Genomic DNA, 1762 nt, shown 5'->3' with positions numbered 1-1762 from the left:
TATTGCCTCATCTGAGGATGTTACTTTCGCTTGACGGACGTAGCGCCGACTGTCGGCCGGTCTGAGGTTGCGTCATTCCTCGCAGGATCGGAGGGACTGGGGACGTCGCGGAGTGCCCATCACACGCAGCGCCGGCCCCATTCCCGGGATCACCAATGGTGGCCGGTGCCGTACCCCCGGCCATGCGCGGGATGATCACCTCGGTTGCGTTGCGTCTGAGTGATCGCAACAAGCGCTGCACGATGGTGTGCTGCGGCGGCCCGAACTTTTCGGGGGCGTGTTCGGTGAGACGACCGAGGATGGCCAGCGCGGTCAGACGAGGTTCGGCCGCGAGCCAGCGCTCGATGTCGGCGAGGTGCGGATCGAGCATCGATGGCATTCTCATGCGCTTTTTGTATGGCTTGCGCATCCGCCGATGGATGATGCGCTGCTCCCCCAGATGCACCTCATTGCCGAGCCCCTTCGCGAACGCTGCCGCGTTCGTTGCCGGAGCCGGCGGACTGGCAGCTGCCGCGAGCTTGCCCGCGCGGGCGCCGACGCGCGTGCCGAGCTCCGTCTGGGCGTCCCTCATCTCCGCCAGCAGGGCCACGGGATCGAGCGTGCGATAAAGCTCCCGAAGACGCCGTTTGACGCCTTTGCTCAACTTCGGATGCGCCAGTGCGCGCGCATAGGGCGTGGCCGGAACATGATAGCGCTTGATCACTTTCGCGCCCTCGCGTCGCTTGTCCTTCAGCTTGAAGGACGGCTGGAAGAAGTTGGTGTGCAGCCGCGATGCGGCATACAAGCGTTCCAGCACGCGCGTCGTCCCGACGCCATCGAAGCGACCGTATCCCACAAGTCGCCGGACGACCGCGCCATTCTTCTGCTCGACGAAAGCCTGATCGTTCTTCTTGTAGGCGCGCGAGCGTGTCACCTCGATCTTTTGCGTGCGACACCAGGGCACGACGACATCGTTCATAAACGCGCTGTCGTTGTCGAAGTCGGCGCCGCGAATGAGCCAGGGAAACAGGTTCTGTGCGCGCTCCATGGCTCGCACGACGAGGCCGCTCTCGCGCGTCACCAGCGGCATGCATTCGGTCCAACCAGTCGCGACGTCGACCATCGTCAATGTCTGAATGAACGAGCCAGCTACAGATGTGCCGCCATGAGCCACCATGTCGACCTCGCAGAACCCCGGCGGCGGATCGTGCCAGTCGTTGAACGTCCGGATCGGAACTTCACGCCGTACCGCCGAATAAAAGCCGACCCGCCGACGCTTACCGCCGGTCGCGTCAATTTTGGTCTTGACCAGCAGGCGATCAATCGTGGCTGCGCTGACGCCGAGCACCAGCGCTCGATCCGCCTGGTCGAGCTTGAGCCGGCCATGCCGCTCCAACGAAGGCAGCAACGTCGGAATCATTACCTTGAGCCGCTTGCCGCAGATCCGATCCGAGGCCTCCCACAGCGCCACCAGCGCATCCCTGATCTTGGCGCCATAGGTCGGCCTTCGCTGGCGCCGGGCCTCCGGCGAAATTGCGACATGGCCGGCAAGCGCCCGAACCGCGTGCTTGCGATGCCAGCCGGTCACCGCGCAAAGCTCGTCGAGTATGCGCCCCTTATCTGCCCGCCCTGCTGATCGATAGCGCTCTACCACCGCCGCCGTGAGCTCGCGCCGCGCACCCATGCTGATCCGTCCTGCCATCGGCGACACCGAGCCGATTCGGTATCGCCGCCCCAATCCTGACGGTCAGTTCTCCGGTAACATTCTTGATGAGGCAATGCG

At 64.2% G+C, this 1762-nt stretch carries 1 protein-coding gene; it reads right to left on the bottom strand.

Going from position 1 to position 1762, the window contains the following annotated elements; all coding sequences use genetic code 11:
- Positions 1 to 7 precede the first annotated feature (7 nt).
- Entirely contained in the window at positions 8 to 1663 is a 1656-nt protein-coding gene (locus tag ACZXDY_RS45770) for an integrase catalytic domain-containing protein (RefSeq protein WP_464349992.1), read from the bottom strand.
- Positions 1664 to 1762 lie beyond the last annotated feature (99 nt).

It is taken from the genome of Bradyrhizobium sp. LeoB3 (genome assembly GCF_055456055.1).
Note: the sequence above shows the minus strand (reverse complement) of the source record. Positions and strands in the feature narration are given on the sequence as shown.